The organism is Flavobacterium sp. T12S277 (assembly GCF_048514875.1).
Lineage (GTDB): Bacteria > Bacteroidota > Bacteroidia > Flavobacteriales > Flavobacteriaceae > Flavobacterium.
In genome coordinates this window covers 168,558-184,024 of record NZ_JBLYEG010000007.1, presented here as the reverse complement: position 1 = coordinate 184,024, position 15,467 = coordinate 168,558, and the positions used below count along the sequence as shown (strand labels likewise).

Genomic DNA, 15,467 nt, shown 5'->3' with positions numbered 1-15,467 from the left:
TCAGCACCTTTAAAAAACCTATCTCGTAAAAACCAGATGATTCCCCTTCGAAAGATTAGCGTCAAACTGATATCCTTCGTAATTAAATCCTTTTAAATCTTCAATCGTTTCAGCATTGGTATCGATAATATAGCGAACCATCATTCCCCTCGCCTTCTTGGCAAAGAAGCTAATTATTTTTAATTTTCCATCTTTATAATCTTTAAAGTCTGGTGTAATTACAGGAACTTTTAACGCTTTTACATCAACTGCTGAAAAATATTCGTTACTGGCTAAATTCACAAACAATTCCCCTTTTGTCAATTCTTTATTTAGTGCTTTTGTAACTGTTGGTTTCCAGAACTCGTGCAGGTTTTTATACTCCCCTACAGGCAATTTTGTTCCCATTTCTAAACGGTAAGCCTGCATTAAATCCAGGGGTTTCAAAACTCCGTAAAGCCCTGATAAGATTCGGAGTTTATTCTGTAGCACCTCCAGTTTCTCTACCGGAATACTATAAGCATCCAGACCAGTATAAACATCTCCATCAAAAGTATAGACTGCCGGACGGGCATTTTCGGGTGTAAATGGCGTTTTCCAATCCTGATTTCTCTTCCAGTTCAAATCAGATAATTTATCTGAAATAGACATTAATTCAGATAATTCGGCAGGTTTTTTAGTCTTTAATATTTTATGAACCACACGCGCTTCTTTTAAAAAAGCAGGTTCTGTATATTGAGTTGTAGGTAATTCTTTTTCGAAATTTAATGACTTCGCAGGCGATATAACAATTTTCATGTGTGCATTTTTATATCCTTCAAAAATACAAATTGAAATTCTAAAAATAACAGATCCGAATTGATTTGTTCGATTGTATTATAAATGTTTCTTTTCGCCACAAATCGCACGAATTTTTCCTTTATATACATTGCCGAAATTTTCGCCACAGATGAAAAGAATTAGAAGGATTAAAAAAATGTGCAAATTCGTGTAATTCGTGGCAACCTTTTTTCTTTTAACAAAATTCCTGCTCTCAAACTGTGAATTGCTTCACCTCTTCACATTATAAATCTTAATTTTCGCCACAGATTAAAAGATTAGAAGGATTAAAAAATCTGTGAAAATCCTTTTAATCTGTGGCAAAAAAATCGTGCAAATTTGTGCAAATTCGTGCAATTCGTGGCAACCTTTTTCCTTTTAACAAAATTCCAGCGCTCAAACTGTGAATTTATTCAAAAAAGTGAGCCTTAGATTATAATAGGCATTTTCTATGTTGTAAATTTGCCTGCATTTCATTTCTTAGAAATTGAAAATGTTTTTTTATTTAAAAATTAGTGAATTCGTGGCTATACAAACAAATTATAAAACTGCATTACAACCAAAAATCTTCGATATCATTTCGAAAGCATCTCAGGAACTCAACGTCGATAGTTACGTTATCGGAGGGTTTGTTCGGGATTTACTTTTAAACAGAGGCTCTAAGAAAGATATTGATGTTGTTGCTGTAGGTAGCGGTATCGAATTGGCACTTAAGGTTTCTGATTTACTTCCAAATAAACCAAAAGTTCAGGTTTTTAAAACTTACGGAACGGCAATGCTTCGTTTTGAAGATACCGATATTGAATTTGTTGGAGCCAGAAAAGAATCTTATAGTTCTGACAGTCGAAATCCTCTAGTTGAAAACGGAACGCTGGAAGACGATCAAAATCGTCGGGATTTTACCATTAATGCTTTGGCCTTATCCCTGAGTGAAAAAAACTTCGGAGATCTTTCCGATCCTTTTAATGGTTTGACCGATTTAGAAAATAAAATCATCAAAACGCCTTTGGATCCGGATATTACTTATTCTGATGATCCGCTGCGCATGCTGCGTGCGATTCGTTTTGCAACACAGTTGAATTTCGAAATCGAGGAAAATTCATTAAACGCCATCACAAAAAATGCCGATCGCATCAAAATTATTTCAGGCGAAAGAATCGTTGACGAATTAAACAAAATTCTATCAACTCCTAAACCTTCAACCGGCTTTTTACTTTTGTACAAAACAGGACTTTTAGATCTAATTTTACCGGAGTTAACGGCATTGAATCAGGTCGAAGAAATTGAAGGCCATACCCATAAAAATAACTTCTACCACACGCTTGAAGTGGTTGATAATATTTGTCCAAATACAGACGATGTCTGGTTGCGTTGGGCGGCTTTATTACACGATATCGGAAAAGCACCAACAAAACGTTTCAACAAAAAACAAGGCTGGACTTTTCACGGACATGAGTTTTTAGGTGGAAAAATGACCAAAAAGATTTTTGAACGTCTGCATATGCCTTTGAATCACAAAATGAAATTTGTGCAAAAAATGGTTGTGATGAGTTCACGTCCAATTGTCCTGGCGGATGATGTGGTAACCGACAGTGCAGTGCGCCGTTTGGTTTTTGATGCCGGAGAAGATGTCGAAAATTTAATGACTTTGTGTGAGGCAGATATTACGACCAAAAATCCGTCAAAGTTTAAAAAATACCATAAAAACTTCGAGCTCGTTCGCAGAAAAATTGTTGAAGTCGAGGAGCGTGATCATGTTCGTAATTTTCAACCGCCAATTTCCGGTGAAGAAATTATGGAAATCTTCGATCTGAAACCTTCACGAGAAATCGGGATTTTGAAAGAGGCTGTGAAAGAAGCGATCCTCGAAGGTGATATTCCGAATGAATATCAGGCTGCTTATGATTTTGTTATTAAAAGAGCTGAAAAATTAGGCTTAAAAAAAATATAGGGAATTAAGTATTATTTTATAAAATGAAAAAAGGAAATAAATCAGTAATCATTTGGTTGCTATCAGGTTGTGTTTTATTGTTTTTAATGGTTGTTGTAGGCGGAATTACGCGCTTGACAAATTCAGGTTTGTCTATGACCGACTGGCATTTGGTAACGGATACTTTTCCTCCATTGACAGAAGCAAAATGGAATGAAGCTTTTGAGCAGTACAAGAAGTTCCCTGAATATCAAAAAATCAACATACACAACGATTTTCAGCTTTCAGATTATAAATTCATCTATTTCTGGGAGTGGTTTCACCGTTTCATCGGCCGTATTATCGGACTGGTTTTCTTTGTTCCTTTTGTTTATTTTTTGATCCGAAAAAAACTGGATCGTCCAACCATAAACAAATGTATTGTTCTTCTGGCAATGGGAGGTTTCCAGGGTTTTCTGGGATGGTTTATGGTACGCAGCGGATTAATTGACAATCCGGACGTTAGCCATTTCCGACTTTCATTACACCTTACTTTTGCCTTTATTACTTTTGCTTACACTTTGTGGGTAGCCTTAGATTTAATTTATCCGGAACGCAATGTTTATAAAGTAATTCCACTTCGCAATATTGCAAGATTCTCTTTGGTGGCTTTACTTATTCAAATCATTTACGGTGGGTTTGTTGCCGGACTTAATGCAGGTTTAATACACAATCACTGGCCTTTGATGAGTGACGGGCAATTTATACACGACTCTGTATTTATTGAACAGTCTACTTTGGTCAAAAACTTAATTGAAGGAAAAAGCGGTGTTCAGTTTGTACATCGAACTTTTGCTTATGTAGTAGTGGCTCTTATCCTTTTCTTATATTACAAAGGCACCCAGTTTTCATTGACAAGAAATCAATCAAACGGAATCAAAGTTCTCGTAGTTTTTGTTTTTATTCAATTTTTACTGGGCGTATTTACACTTTTATATAGTGTTCCTTTAGCACTCGGATTAATTCATCAAATTATGGCTTTTTTCCTTTTGAGTGCCATGAACTATACCTTGCACCGATTGAGTAAATAATCGTTTAAATTATACTAAAAAGAGCTGGGAAATTCCAGCTCTTTTTTATTTAGAATATGTCCCGAGCCCACGGCTCTCCATATTGAAAACCTTTTTTTTAGCGGATTAAAATCCACTTCTACAAAATGCGCCGAGCCGATGGCTCTATCTGCCCTAATCATTGAAACCGCTCAAACACATTATAATCTAGAATATGATCCGAGCCCACGGCTCTACAAAATGCGCCGAGCCGATGGCTCTCTATCTTAATTATTGAAACCCTTTTCAACACATTATATAATTCCGAAGGAATGATAAATATTGTAACAATGGATTTTAATCCATTGAAAAATAAAGGCAACCAACAATAAAGTTCCGTAGGAACGATACATTTATTAAAAAATTTTACCCTAGCCAGTTTTTAAAATCCTGTACTTTCTCGCGGCTCACAATTACCTCATCTTCTTTGTAAGTCGGTAAAATTACTTTTAGGCGTGAATTGGTATACACCTGAATTTCTTTAATAGCGGTAAGCGGAACGATAAATTTCCGGCTAACGCGGAAGAAATCTTTTTTATCTATTTCCTGTTCCAGAATTTCCAAAGTCGAATCGATTAGATAATTTCTATTGTCGAAAGTATGAATGTAGGTTCCTTTGTTTTCGCTAAAAAAACACTCGATTTCGTCTGTAGTAATAACTTTTAAATGTTGGCCGATTTTAACTGTAAATCGTTTTTTATAATTCTTTTCAAAAGGGTTTGACAATATTTGACGAATTTGTTCAAAATCAAGCTGCAGGTTTGAAGTTTCAGCATTTGATTTTGGTAATCTGGTTTTAAATTTTGCAACAGCAACTTCGAGATCATCTTCGTCAATTGGTTTTAAAAGATAATCGATACTGTTTAATTTGAATGCTTTCAAGGCATACTCGTCATAGGCCGTGGTAAAAATGATCGCACTTTGAATATTTATTTTTTCGAAAATTTCAAACGACAAACCATCAGATAACTGAATATCAAGAAATATTAAATCCGGATGTTCATTATTCGCAAACCAATAAATTGATTCTTCGACAGAGTGTAACATGGTCTCTACAGCAATATCCAGCTTTTCGAGTTTTCGTTGCAACAATCTTGCTGCCGGTTTTTCGTCCTCTATAATTAATGTGGTCATTTAGTTAAGATGCAAAAATTAAAATTTAGTCTAAAATTACTTCCATTTATTTTTATTCTGAGTCTCTCTCTCCATATATTTTCGAATTTTCTTTTGCTCCCAATCTTTATTGAAAAAGAGATCTGGTCCGAAAACTGAAAAGGCATGGATCGCTAAAGCAATTCCCCAGAAAAAGGCAGTTGAATAGATCTCCCAATCTCTAAACCCTCTTATGACAAAGTGATCGACCATATAAGGTTTATTCAGACTTGAAATAATGATGATAATGTTCACCATTACATAAACTCTTAAATGCGAATAAAATCCTTTAATTCTTTTTACTTTTTTGTATGCCAAATTGAAACTTTCGTCTGTACTAAATTCTTGTGCGTAATCTTCGTACATCTGTCTTCTAAATTGTCCCATTTTATTTTAATTTAAAATTATTGCCATTTTGTATTGTTGTTTTGGGCATCTCTTTCCATATATTTTTGGATCTTTTTTTGCTCCCATTCGCTGCTGAAAAAAAGATCAGGCCCAAACACTGTCAATGCGTGAATTACCAAAGCTATTCCCCAACATATTGCGGTCGAATAGGTACGCCAATCCAATAATCCGTTTTCATAAGCACTATGTCCAAAGTAGTCTCTGTTTACATTGGAAACCACAATGATGACATTTACAATTAAATAAACTTTTAAGTGTGAGTAAAAGCCTTTAATCCTTTTCACTTTTCGGTATGCTAAATTATAGCTTTCGTCTGTACTAAATTCATCTCTGTAATCGTTGTACCTGTCTCTTCTATATCGTCTCATTTTACCTTGATTGTATTATTTCCATTTACTTTTAGTCTCCCTTTCTTTCTCCATCAGTTCTTTGATTTTTCGTTCTTCCCAGTCTTTTCCAAGAACCGGAAATACTTTAAAAACTTTCAGTCCGTGAAAAACGACTCCAACTCCCCACCACATTAATGGCCAATAAAACCATAAATACCCTGGTGATGTATATAAGTTGACAAAAATCAGGACAAGATTTACACCTACAAATGCCGTTAAATTACCGTAAAAACCTTTGATTTCCTCAACTCTCTTTTTGGCGAGATAATATTTATCCTCTTCATTCAAATTTACTTCCATGATTACTCCCATTTTTGTTTTTTTTCTTTTTTCTCTAAAATACTTTTCATCTTACGCTCTTCCCATTCTTCTCCAAAAATTTTAAAAGAAGCGAATATATCTATTGCCGATACCAGAAAAGCAGTAGTCCAAATACACATTACCAATCCGTTCAGATATTTTACGGGAAAGATATTAAGAGGAAGTCCGACATAATCTTTTAAGACATAAAGTATAACACCAACGATGTAAAGAAACATATGAGTGTAAAAAGCCTTTAACTTTACGACTTTTTTACTTGCCATCTTTTGAAATTCGAAATCTTCCTGTTCTTTATTAAAATTAGTTTCCATAATTATTTTCAGATTTTCTTAGTCTTTCTTTTTCTAAAATTTCCTTGATTTTCTTTTCTTCCCAGTCTTTTCCAAAAAAAGGCGGGATATTAAATACTGACAATCCGTGTAGCACTAAACCTATTCCCCAGCCCAGTACGCACCAGACAAACCACAAATAACCGGGCGAAGTCAAGAGATTTATCGTTATTAAAATGATGGTTACAAGTATGAAAACGGTCAAATGTTCGTAAAACTCTCTAATTTCTTTTACTTTTTTTCGGGCCCGATAAAGACGTTCTGCTTCTGTATAATCCGGTTCCATAGCTATTTCCAGTTTTTTTGCTTGTTTTCGCGCTCCAAAATCTCTCTGATTTTTCGTTCTTCCCAATCTGAGCTGTAACCAAAAACTTTAAAAGCATGCATCACCACTCCAAACCCCCAGCCTAAAGCCGAGAACCAAAACCATTGAAATCCAGGAGAGTACCTCAAATTTATAAAAATTAAAAATGGTACCACACAACAATATGAAATTACGTTACCGTAAAAACCTTTTAGCTCTTCTACTCTCTTTTTAGCTCTGAAATAGGCTTTATTTTCGTCACTATATTCTGCACTTGTTTCCATAACTGTAATTTGTTTGGTTAAAATTGGAATTTTAACGGTGAAATTTTTCTCATTTTGCTCAATCAAAACCTTTCTGTTGGTTACAATTGAATAGCGGTTAACAATGTTTTGCAATCCTACTCCCTGTCGGTCCTGCAAAACTTCTTTTTTCTGAAAATCGTTTTGTATGGCCAGATAATCTCCGTCTATAAAAATCCTGATATGCAATGGCTTTTGCTCGCTGACGATATTGTGTTTTACCGTGTTTTCTAATAAAAGCTGCAGCGAGAGCGGAACTACCTTGGCCTCCGGATTAATGTCTGTAGTTGGTAATTCGTAAAACAAACTATTTTCGAATCGCATTTTGAGCAAATTCATATAGGTTTTAGCAAACGACAATTCGTCTTCAACAGAAACCAATTCCTTATCCTTTTGCTCTAAAACGTAGCGATAAATTTTAGATAACGAAGTCGTAAATCGCTGCGCATTATCCGGATTCTCTTCGATTAAAGAACTAAGAACGTTTAAACTATTAAAAAGAAAATGTGGGTCGATCTGATTTTTTAAACTTTCGAATTTGGCATTTGCCGTTCCTGCAATAATCTTTTGTTGGGTTACTTCAAATTTGGATGCCTGTTTCCATTTTACCATAAAACTTCGTGCCTGCATGAAAGTGGAAACTCCTAAAGACAAAATCACGTAGAAAAGATGTGCCCAAATCATTCTTTCGCTAAAAAACTGATCCGGCGGAAGATGCTGAACAAATACACATACTATATAATTGATTCCCAAAACTACAGGAACGGTATAAAGTACGGTGATCAAAATTCCGTAATACACTCTCAGATTAGTTTGTTCGAGCCAATCCCACTTTTTATCTAAAAGAACGTTGATAAATCCATTGCCAAAGCCCAGTCCGAAAGAATAAAGGCAGCTTATTCCGAAGGTAAACAGTACATTTTTTACGTTTAAATCGGTGCCTAAAAAAGCGCAGAACAAAACGGTAAAGACCATAGAAATCTTGAAACACATGATGGTTCCACTTTTTAATTCAGCAAACGAGTTTCTATGATCTTTCATTCTATACTATTGGTATTAAATTATTTTTTACAATTTTTCTGAGTTTCCAAAGCTCTTTCTAATCCCCATTTTGGAGAAAAAGGTGTCGCCGGTTTAAAAGTAGCAAAAAGTTCGACAGCTTTATCCACTTGTGCACATAACGGTTTGGTATCCACACCTGACCATTTTGCTCCTCCTATTTCATAATCCGCTTCACCAAAAACAATTCTCGGGTTATTTGGATCGATCGCTTTTCCTTTAGCGTAAGCTTCCATCACTTTAGCCGAATATTTCATTCCGTTTGTCATCGGGTCAGCGACTACCCAGGCGGTATAAATCAAAGCCTGCATCGCATACAATTCGGCATTATTTTGATCTTTAATCAATTCGGTATCGAGTGCATCCTGTGCTTTGGTCAGTAATAAATCAATTTTTGTTTTGTCTTTTTCAGAAAATGCTGCTGTAGTGTTGATTAAGGCTACATAATAATTAGGCAAATAACTTGTTTTTTCTGCTGCAGCAATTCTTTCAAACAATGCCGAAGCTTCCGTATTCTTTCCTTCTTTCCAAAGCCCGAAAGCTTTTCCCATTCCTTGTTCAAACTGTGTTTGTGCAGATATTAAACTACAAACAAATAAGGTAATAATTGTAATAATCTTGGTCATGATTTCTTGTTTTTAAAGTTGTTACTATTTTGTGATTTTAAAATTCTAAATTTTATTGATGATTAAAACTCTCTTTTTTTAGGTTCAAAGGTTCAGAGTGACAAAGGGGCAAAGATTTGATTTTCTTATTCTTAACCTCTATTTCTGTGTTCCTTTTAATTTACTCTTCAAAAGTATATCGGATTTTATTCTTTTAAAATTAAATGATACCGAGTTGTTGATTTTGGTGACTGAATTGTTCTTTTTGAGGAGCTAAGGTTCTGAGAGGCTAAGGGACTAAGTTATTACGACACTGAGCTATTTAGAAGAAACCTTAGCACCTTAGAGATTCTTCAACTGATTCTCGTTTTTATTCTGGCTGATGGTCCAGAAGAAACCTACGAAGAAAAAGCGGTCAGCAGTTGGTATTACGGCTTGTCTGTTGTAAACTCCGTTTGTATCAGGGTTTCTGGCGTAATCGTATCCGAAGACATTTTGAGTTCCTAATAGGTTTGAAACAGAGAAATACAGAATCTTTTGCGTGGTTAACAAATAAGCCCAGTTGAAACTCAAACTATTATATGCTTTTGTTTTTCCGTTCATGAATTGCGTCTGATTTGGGTCGTTGTACGGACGTCCTGAGCTGAAACTGTTGGTAAAACCAATCTGAGATTTCCAGTCGGTAATAAAATATTTCGTCACGACTGACAAACTATGATTGGCAACAAAACTTGGGGTTACCATGTTTGGAAAATTCTTGTATTGTCGCTCTGAATCGATATACGAATAAGAAATCCAATACTCCAGATTTTTATGCAAATTGCTATCTCTCCAAAACAAATCCAATCCTTTGGCATATCCCGAACCGTTATTATTGAAGGCCGAATTGTACTGAATATCTCTTGTATCATACTGTACTAAATTGCTGTAATCTTTATAATAGGCCTCGGCTCTAAAAGTCTGTCCCGGTTTTGTAAACTGGTAATTTAAAATATAATGTCTTGCCTTTTCGCTTTCAAACTGGTGGTATTTTGAGTATTTAATATAATCGACTACCGGCGTTTGTGTAAAATCTCCATAGGCAAATGAAAACTGACTGTTTTTTGAAACTTTATAAGCAATAGAAGCTCTTGGAGCAATATTGGTCTCGTCTAACAAACTATTATTCGAAAGTCTGAAACCCACTTTTGCGGCCAGTTTTTTCGAGAATAAAATATCGCCTTCTGTGTAAAAAGCCGCAATGTTTGAATCGTAACCATTTGCCGTTTTGATAGCAATGTTATCGGTATAATTTTCATTAAATTTTGTAATAAAATAATCTGCTCCGAAAGACAATTTAAAGTAATTTGAGATGTTTTTTCTCAGTTTCAATTTAAGCTGTGCCGCATTCTCATTGCTGTCTACATCATTAATATCAAATTTGATTTTGTTTTTACTGTAACCGTAACTAACTCCTGATGTCAATTGCCAGCCCGTTCCAAAATCTCCTTTATAAGAAGCATTCAGGTAAAAGTTATTATTGTCTAAATCCGTTCTTATCGGATCAACAAAATTGACATTTTTTTGGTTCAGATCGAATTTTTCAGCATCAAAAGCGGCATACAGTTTAAAAATTCCTCTCTCAAAATGATAGCGATACACGGCTTCTCCTCCCAATGACTGATACGGATTGTTCCAATCTACATTTTGTGGAATCACGGCCTGATAAGGAGCCAGATTAATATAATTCGTATTGATACTGAACGAGCTTTTTTTCCATTTTTGCGTATTTCCTACTCCTAAACCTACGGTCATTAAAGCAATATCGGTTTTATTCTGGTCCGGTTCATCCTGTGTGTTCAACAACAAAACACTTGACAACGCTTCACCGTACTCGGCTGAATATCCTCCGGTGGAGAAAGCAATTCCACTAAACAAAAACGGAGAGAATCTGCTACGGGTTGGCAAATTATTGGTTGTTGCTCCATAAGGTTGTGCGACGCGAAGCCCGTCTACAAAAGTTTGTGTTTCGCTTGCTTCACCCCCACGAACAAATAAACGTCCGTCTTCACCAACCGTTTGTGTTCCCGGTAAAGTTTGCAGTGCTGCAATAATATTTCCGGCCGATCCTGCGGTGGTTACAATATCTAAAGGTTTTAAAACCGAAACCCTCGCTTTATCACCCGATTCTAATGTTCCGGCAGTAATCACTACCGCATCAAGAGCATTTACATTTTCTCTAAGTTTTACGATTTGATCTTTATAATTGGCTACATCAATTTCCTGTTTAAAAGTTTCAAAAAGCAAAAAACTCACTACTAAAAATTTATTTCCTTTTTCAGTGGTTTCGAACGAAAAGTTACCCGTTTCAGAACTAGTAGCTCCGTCATAAGTTCCATCTATATAAATATTCGCGCCCTGAACCGGCTTTCCCTTTTGATCAACAACTTTTCCTGAAATAGTATTCTGGGCAAAAGAAAAAGTACTTAGTAATAATAAAATAAAAGTAATTTTGGTTTTCATGGTATTTATTAGTTTTTGATGAAGCAAATGTATTTTAACATTTCTTGTTAAAAAATATTAAATAACCCAATTGTAGAATTTTAAGGATGAGTTGTAAATTACTTATTTGTATCTTAGCTAGTGTCTTTTAAAAGTGATCAATTATGTCAGAAAGCAAAAGAATTTCAAATCTGTATCAGTCCATCTATAATGGAAATCCCTGGTTAGAAGTTAATCTGGTTCATACGTTGCAAAACGTAAGTGCCGACCAGGCCTACAAAAAAGTCAACCCCAATTTAAATACGATCTGGGAAATTGTCAATCATCTGATTCAATGGCGAAGAAACATTTTAAGACGTGTTCAGGGAGAAACCATTATAACGCCCGATCACAATTATTTTGTGCCCGTTTTAGATTCATCCGAAGCAGCCTGGGAACAGTCACTTCAGAGTCTGGGGAAATCACAGGAATTGTGGCATGCTTTTTTTGAAGATTTTGAGGATGCCGACTTAGAAAAAATATACCTCAATAATAATCACACGTACTACGAGCATATACACGGAATTATTCAGCACGATGTGTATCATTTAGGGCAGATTGTTATTTTGAAAAAACTACTTTAAAACAAATTATGATATGAAAAAAATGTTTTCATTTTTCGCTTTACTGCTATTCGGTACAATTGGGTTCGCTCAGGAAACAGAAAGCAAATTCGACGAAAGTCTGGCAAAATCACTCCATGCAGATGAGTACGGAATGAAAAAATATGTATTTTGCCTTTTAAAATCAGGGTCGAACACTACAGCTTCCAAAGAAGAAAGCAAAAAGCTGTTTGAAGGTCATATGGCCAACATCGGTAAACTGGCCAAAGAAGGTAAATTGGTTGTCGCCGGACCTTTTATGAAAAATGACCGAAATTACAGGGGAATTTACATTTTTAATGTCGCAACTGTCGAGGAAGCAAAAGCACTCGTTGCAACAGATCCGGCCATACAGGCAAATTTACTGGAGGCCGAGTTAACGCCTTGGTACGCCACAGCTGCTTTACAGGAAACCTTGAAAATTCACGAAAAAATTGCCAAAACAAAAATATAAGCCATTTTATGAAAACAGAAAAAGAGAAAATGATTGCGGGAGAGTATTATGCTGCGGGAGATCCTCTCTTAGTAAAAGAACGTCGAAAAGCCAAAAATTTACTGCATCGATTGAACGTAACGGAATATCGCTTAACCAAAAAAGCCAAAGAAATTTTAGCGGAGCTGATTCCGAACACCGGCAAAAGTTTTTATATCGAACCTCCTTTTCATTGTGATTATGGCTACAATATTTCATGCGGAGACAACGTTTATTTTAATGTAAATTGTGTCGTTCTGGACTGTGCACCGGTAAACATTGGATCAAATGTGTTTTTTGCGCCAAACGTTCAAATTTACACTGCTACGCATCCGCTTGACGCCGAACTCAGAAAAACACTCGAAAATGCATTGCCTATTACTATAGGCGACGATTGCTGGATAGGCGGAAATTCTGTAATCTGTCCGGGCGTAACCATCGGCAAAGGCTGTGTGGTTGGCGCAGGTTCGGTAGTCACTAAAGATATCCCCGACAACTCTCTGGCTGTTGGAAATCCGGCAAAAGTTATTCGAAAATTAAATCAGGAACCCCAATAAAAAAACAATGCTTACCTTAAATAAAGTTCATCATATTGCCATTCTATGTTCAGATTACCAAAAGTCTAAAACATTCTATACCGAAGTCTTAGGTTTGACCATTATTCGGGAAATCTATCGCGAAGAACGTCAGTCTTACAAACTCGATTTGGCTTTGAATGGCACGTATGTAGTCGAATTGTTTTCATTCCCCAATCCGCCAAAACGTCCTTCAAGACCCGAAGCTGTGGGCTTGCGTCATTTGGCTTTCGAAGTCATTAACTTAGAAGAAACCATCGCTTTTTTAAACACCAAAAATATCGAATCGGAGCCGATCCGAATTGACGAAATTACCGAAAAACGATTCACTTTTATTGCCGATCCGGATGAACTGCCCATTGAGTTTTACGAACGATAATTCAAAAAATACTAAGAGAATTCCTTTAAATCAGCAACTTTAACACAATATAAGGAGTGATTTATATGAAAAAACGAATTTGATTGGCTAATTTTGTAATCCGCGTGAAAAAATGCGATTTCAAAAATCAACGTCTGATGAACAAAACGGCTAGAATCAAAAAAAATCATCAATTTATTGTCCTTCAAAAATTAGTTATTGTTTCGGTATTAATTGGCTTTCTTTCGGCCTTTTTAGGAATCTCGCTCAAAAAAATTACCGAATATTACGAAGAAATTTTCTTTCATGAAGTCTCCGTAAATCCTGTTTTTTATATCGTCTTCCCTGTCTTCGGATTGTCTGTTATTTACTTTCTCCGACATTATTTGTTCAAGAAAAAAGAAAACAAGGGAATCAAAGAAGTTTTTGAAAGCACAAAATCAAGTTCCAAAAATTTACCTTCCTATAAAATTCCGTCCCACTTTATCAACGGTTTATTGACTGTTGCTTTTGGAGGCTCAACCGGAATCGAAGTCTCTACCGTAGTGGCCACTGCTGCCATCGGGTCTGTTGCACAACAAAAAGAAAATGTATTCCGCAAATACAAAACCGAGCTTATCTGCGCGGGAGTTGCGGCAGGAGTTACCGCTTTATTTAGCAGCCCAATTGCCGGAATCTTATTTGCTTTAGAAGTAATCTCGAGAAAAGTAACCCGTGCTTTTGTTATTTCCAATATCATTGCCGTTTCAATTGCTTTTGGTTTACTTACCATTTTAAAAGAAGAACCTTTATTCGCAGTCTCCATCACGACCTGGCATTTAAAAGCGATTCCGTATTTTATTCTTTTAGGAATTCTGGCCGGAATAAATTCGGTTTACCTTACCCGTTGTGTGTTGTTTTTTAAATCTCAATTCGGAAAAATTGATACCCATTACTATAAAATCTTAATTGGTTCTGTCGTTTTAAGCGTTTCCTTATTTATTTTCCCACAGCTCTATGGCGAAGGGTATCATGCGATAAAAGGTATTTTTAGCAATTCGGCTGAAATTCCGTTGACGCTTACTCTGACGCTTACTTTTATTGGAATTTTACTGCTTAAACCTATTGTAACCTCTGTAACATTAGCCTCAGGAGGCGATGGAGGCGTTTTTGCTCCAAGTCTTTTTATTGGTGCTTTTTTAGGATTGCTGCTGGCATCCGTTTTAAATACCTTTTTTCAGGTACATGTAATTCCGGTAAACTTTATGATTATTGGAATGGCAGCTGTTTTAAGCGCCAGCATTCACGCGCCCTTTACAGCTATATTCCTGGTTTGCGGATTAACCAACGACTACACTTTGTTTTTACCAATTTTGGTGGTTTGCCTGATCTCAAAATATACCGCAAAAACAATTTATCCTTATACCGTTTATTCGTATGCACCTGCGGCACTAAAATAAATTTTCAAAAACTTAATATTGGTTCGGGTGTCAGTCCCGGATAAAAAATACCACATCAAATAATTCACAAATATGCCAACTTCAAAAATAAAAAGAGGCTATCGCAAAACCCGTTATATACTTTACAAAGAAACCTTAATCGATTATAAAGAACATTTCTGGTCGTTTATAGGATCGTTTGTGGGTATTGGAATCCTTTCTTATCTGGAATCTATTCGCTTTTCCGGCACCGATATTGTTTTCTTAATTGGTTCTTTTGGAGCGTCGAGTGTACTGGTTTACGGAATCATTCAAAGCCCGTTTTCGCAACCCCGAAATTTAATTGGAGGCCATGTGATCTCAGCAATTATTGGAGTAACGGTAAACCAATTAATCCCGGACATCGTTTGGCTGTCTGCGCCCCTGGCCGTTTCCTTTTCGATTATTTTTATGCAAATCACCAAAACACTTCATCCTCCCGGAGGAGCAACAGCACTTATTGCGGTTACAGGTTCTGCTCAGATAAAGGACCTCGGTTATATGTATGTGCTTTCTCCTGTTTTAGACGGTGTACTTCTTTTGTTTATAACGGCATTAATTTTTAATAATATGACGTCAAGCAGAAGTTATCCAAGCCATAGTACCTACCACAAGCATTATCACAAAATCAGAAAACGATTCATCAAAAAGTAATTGCATTTTTTCACGACAGCCCTTCTGAGTCAGGTCAACGCCTATTTCATGCAAAAGGCTGGCACACTGTCGCACTAGACGAATAAAAAATCTTTTCAACAAATCGTGCTTCACAATTCATAAATCATTATTTATATTTTACCT

At 35.9% G+C, this 15,467-nt stretch carries 18 protein-coding genes; 8 read left to right on the top strand and 10 right to left on the bottom strand.

The window, feature by feature from the left end:
- Positions 1-18: 18 nt before the first annotated feature.
- On the bottom strand, positions 19-777 hold the full coding sequence (gene yaaA / locus ACN1CN_RS12635; protein ID WP_419135916.1) for a peroxide stress protein YaaA: 759 nt from the start codon (positions 775-777) through the stop codon (positions 19-21).
- 514 nt (positions 778-1,291) lie between these two features.
- Here yaaA and ACN1CN_RS12630 point away from each other — a divergent pair.
- Positions 1,292-2,749, top strand: a complete 1,458-nt coding sequence (locus ACN1CN_RS12630) for a CCA tRNA nucleotidyltransferase (protein ID WP_291286772.1) — start codon at positions 1,292-1,294, stop codon at positions 2,747-2,749.
- A 23-nt stretch (positions 2,750-2,772) separates the two neighbouring features.
- On the top strand, positions 2,773-3,798 hold the full coding sequence (locus ACN1CN_RS12625; protein WP_419135915.1) for a COX15/CtaA family protein: 1,026 nt from the start codon (positions 2,773-2,775) through the stop codon (positions 3,796-3,798).
- 384 nt (positions 3,799-4,182) lie between these two features.
- Here ACN1CN_RS12625 and ACN1CN_RS12620 read toward each other — a convergent pair whose 3' ends face one another.
- From ACN1CN_RS12620 to ACN1CN_RS12580, 9 genes are all read right to left on the bottom strand, one after another.
- Entirely contained in the window at positions 4,183-4,950 is a 768-nt protein-coding gene (locus tag ACN1CN_RS12620; RefSeq protein WP_419135914.1) for a LytR/AlgR family response regulator transcription factor, read from the bottom strand.
- 36 nt (positions 4,951-4,986) lie between these two features.
- Positions 4,987-5,355: a 2TM domain-containing protein gene (locus ACN1CN_RS12615; RefSeq protein ID WP_419135913.1), complete on the bottom strand. Its 369-nt coding sequence runs from the start codon at positions 5,353-5,355 to the stop codon at positions 4,987-4,989.
- A 17-nt stretch (positions 5,356-5,372) separates the two neighbouring features.
- Positions 5,373-5,744, bottom strand: a complete 372-nt coding sequence (locus ACN1CN_RS12610; protein WP_264524928.1) for a 2TM domain-containing protein — start codon at positions 5,742-5,744, stop codon at positions 5,373-5,375.
- A gap of 15 nt (positions 5,745-5,759) precedes the next feature.
- Positions 5,760-6,065, bottom strand: a complete 306-nt coding sequence (locus tag ACN1CN_RS12605) for a 2TM domain-containing protein (RefSeq protein WP_264524929.1) — start codon at positions 6,063-6,065, stop codon at positions 5,760-5,762.
- 2 nt (positions 6,066-6,067) lie between these two features.
- Positions 6,068-6,397 (bottom strand): 2TM domain-containing protein, encoded by a 330-nt coding sequence (locus tag ACN1CN_RS12600; protein ID WP_264524930.1) that lies wholly within the window; start codon positions 6,395-6,397, stop codon positions 6,068-6,070.
- A complete protein-coding gene (locus ACN1CN_RS12595; RefSeq protein WP_264524931.1) occupies positions 6,387-6,701 on the bottom strand; it encodes a 2TM domain-containing protein in 315 nt (104 codons plus the stop codon). Before ACN1CN_RS12595 ends, ACN1CN_RS12600 begins: the two co-directional genes overlap by 11 nt.
- Positions 6,702-6,703: 2 nt before the next feature.
- Complete coding sequence (locus ACN1CN_RS12590; RefSeq protein ID WP_264524932.1) at positions 6,704-8,062, bottom strand: 2TM domain-containing protein; 1,359 nt, start codon at positions 8,060-8,062, stop codon at positions 6,704-6,706.
- A gap of 20 nt (positions 8,063-8,082) precedes the next feature.
- Positions 8,083-8,706 carry a hypothetical protein gene (locus ACN1CN_RS12585; RefSeq protein ID WP_291286766.1) on the bottom strand — a complete coding sequence of 208 codons (624 nt, stop codon included), beginning with the start codon at positions 8,704-8,706 and terminating at the stop codon, positions 8,083-8,085.
- Positions 8,707-9,027: 321 nt separating this feature from the next.
- Positions 9,028-11,187: a TonB-dependent receptor gene (locus tag ACN1CN_RS12580; protein ID WP_419135911.1), complete on the bottom strand. Its 2,160-nt coding sequence runs from the start codon at positions 11,185-11,187 to the stop codon at positions 9,028-9,030.
- Positions 11,188-11,330: 143 nt separating this feature from the next.
- On the opposite strand from ACN1CN_RS12580, the gene ACN1CN_RS12575 reads away from it, so the two are divergent.
- The 6 genes from ACN1CN_RS12575 to ACN1CN_RS12550 all read left to right on the top strand — a co-directional run bounded on the left by ACN1CN_RS12575 (position 11,331) and on the right by ACN1CN_RS12550 (position 15,323).
- Positions 11,331-11,789 carry a DinB family protein gene (locus tag ACN1CN_RS12575; protein WP_419135910.1) on the top strand — a complete coding sequence of 153 codons (459 nt, stop codon included), beginning with the start codon at positions 11,331-11,333 and terminating at the stop codon, positions 11,787-11,789.
- Between the two features lie 13 nt (positions 11,790-11,802).
- On the top strand, positions 11,803-12,261 hold the full coding sequence (locus tag ACN1CN_RS12570) for a YciI family protein (RefSeq protein ID WP_419135909.1): 459 nt from the start codon (positions 11,803-11,805) through the stop codon (positions 12,259-12,261).
- A gap of 8 nt (positions 12,262-12,269) precedes the next feature.
- Entirely contained in the window at positions 12,270-12,836 is a 567-nt protein-coding gene (locus ACN1CN_RS12565) for a sugar O-acetyltransferase (protein WP_419135908.1), read from the top strand.
- Between the two features lie 7 nt (positions 12,837-12,843).
- Entirely contained in the window at positions 12,844-13,233 is a 390-nt protein-coding gene (locus tag ACN1CN_RS12560) for a VOC family protein (RefSeq protein WP_264524938.1), read from the top strand.
- A gap of 137 nt (positions 13,234-13,370) precedes the next feature.
- The gene (locus ACN1CN_RS12555) at positions 13,371-14,651 is read left to right on the top strand and encodes a chloride channel protein (RefSeq protein ID WP_419135906.1); all 1,281 of its coding nucleotides are present in this window, start codon (positions 13,371-13,373) and stop codon (positions 14,649-14,651) included.
- 72 nt (positions 14,652-14,723) lie between these two features.
- The gene (locus ACN1CN_RS12550; RefSeq protein WP_419135905.1) at positions 14,724-15,323 is read left to right on the top strand and encodes an HPP family protein; all 600 of its coding nucleotides are present in this window, start codon (positions 14,724-14,726) and stop codon (positions 15,321-15,323) included.
- Positions 15,324-15,467: the final 144 nt, after the last annotated feature.

What these genes read in the sequence shown, in the direction of transcription:
- yaaA (WP_419135916.1), bottom strand. Translation starts at nt 777, where the DNA reads ATGAAAATTGTTATATCGCCTGCGAAGTCATTAAATTTCGAAAAAGAA.
- ACN1CN_RS12630 (WP_291286772.1), top strand. Translation starts at nt 1,292, where the DNA reads ATGTTTTTTTATTTAAAAATTAGTGAATTCGTGGCTATACAAACAAAT.
- ACN1CN_RS12625 (WP_419135915.1), top strand. Translation starts at nt 2,773, where the DNA reads ATGAAAAAAGGAAATAAATCAGTAATCATTTGGTTGCTATCAGGTTGT.
- ACN1CN_RS12620 (WP_419135914.1), bottom strand. Translation starts at nt 4,950, where the DNA reads ATGACCACATTAATTATAGAGGACGAAAAACCGGCAGCAAGATTGTTG.
- ACN1CN_RS12615 (WP_419135913.1), bottom strand. Translation starts at nt 5,355, where the DNA reads ATGGGACAATTTAGAAGACAGATGTACGAAGATTACGCACAAGAATTT.
- ACN1CN_RS12610 (WP_264524928.1), bottom strand. Translation starts at nt 5,744, where the DNA reads ATGAGACGATATAGAAGAGACAGGTACAACGATTACAGAGATGAATTT.
- ACN1CN_RS12605 (WP_264524929.1), bottom strand. Translation starts at nt 6,065, where the DNA reads ATGGAAGTAAATTTGAATGAAGAGGATAAATATTATCTCGCCAAAAAG.
- ACN1CN_RS12600 (WP_264524930.1), bottom strand. Translation starts at nt 6,397, where the DNA reads ATGGAAACTAATTTTAATAAAGAACAGGAAGATTTCGAATTTCAAAAG.
- ACN1CN_RS12595 (WP_264524931.1), bottom strand. Translation starts at nt 6,701, where the DNA reads ATGGAACCGGATTATACAGAAGCAGAACGTCTTTATCGGGCCCGAAAA.
- ACN1CN_RS12590 (WP_264524932.1), bottom strand. Translation starts at nt 8,062, where the DNA reads ATGAAAGATCATAGAAACTCGTTTGCTGAATTAAAAAGTGGAACCATC.
- ACN1CN_RS12585 (WP_291286766.1), bottom strand. Translation starts at nt 8,706, where the DNA reads ATGACCAAGATTATTACAATTATTACCTTATTTGTTTGTAGTTTAATA.
- ACN1CN_RS12580 (WP_419135911.1), bottom strand. Translation starts at nt 11,187, where the DNA reads ATGAAAACCAAAATTACTTTTATTTTATTATTACTAAGTACTTTTTCT.
- ACN1CN_RS12575 (WP_419135910.1), top strand. Translation starts at nt 11,331, where the DNA reads ATGTCAGAAAGCAAAAGAATTTCAAATCTGTATCAGTCCATCTATAAT.
- ACN1CN_RS12570 (WP_419135909.1), top strand. Translation starts at nt 11,803, where the DNA reads ATGAAAAAAATGTTTTCATTTTTCGCTTTACTGCTATTCGGTACAATT.
- ACN1CN_RS12565 (WP_419135908.1), top strand. Translation starts at nt 12,270, where the DNA reads ATGAAAACAGAAAAAGAGAAAATGATTGCGGGAGAGTATTATGCTGCG.
- ACN1CN_RS12560 (WP_264524938.1), top strand. Translation starts at nt 12,844, where the DNA reads ATGCTTACCTTAAATAAAGTTCATCATATTGCCATTCTATGTTCAGAT.
- ACN1CN_RS12555 (WP_419135906.1), top strand. Translation starts at nt 13,371, where the DNA reads ATGAACAAAACGGCTAGAATCAAAAAAAATCATCAATTTATTGTCCTT.
- ACN1CN_RS12550 (WP_419135905.1), top strand. Translation starts at nt 14,724, where the DNA reads ATGCCAACTTCAAAAATAAAAAGAGGCTATCGCAAAACCCGTTATATA.